The 486-nt window shown below is 64.6% G+C and carries 1 protein-coding gene; it reads left to right on the forward strand.

Annotated features, from left to right (window positions below; all coding sequences use genetic code 11):
* On the forward strand, nt 1–483 hold a 483-nt coding region (locus AC1DCG_RS25110), incomplete at its 5' end, for a VOC family protein (protein WP_477041754.1).
* Nucleotides 484–486: the final 3 nt, after the last annotated feature.

The raw sequence follows: 486 nt of genomic DNA on the forward strand, positions 1-486 counted from the left end.
GGCTGTATGTTATGCGATCCGCGCCCGGCCGGCGCGCCACAACGGAGATTTGCGATGAAAACAACGAGTTACTACCCGGTGATCATGACCACGAACGTGGCGGAGACGGTGGCGTTCTACACGCAGCACGTGGATTTCCGCCCGCTGTTCGAGAGCGACTGGTACGTGCACCTGCAGTCCAACGCCGACGCGCGCACGAACCTCGCCATTCTCGATTGCACGCATGAGACGATTCCCACCCCGGCGCGCGGCCAGCGGGCGGCGGGGCTGCTGCTCAACTTCGAAGTGGAGGATGTGGACGCGGTGCACGCCCGCATGCAGGCGGCGGGGTTGCCGATCCTGCTGTCGTTGCGCGACGAAGCGTTCGGCCAGCGCCATTTCATTACCGTGGACCCCAGCGGCGTGATGCTGGACATCATCCAGCCCATTCCGCCGAGCCCCGAGTTCGCGGCGATGTACGACGCCAGCGCATTGCCGGGCTAATAC

It is taken from the genome of Caulobacter sp. 10L414, from assembly GCF_056395525.1.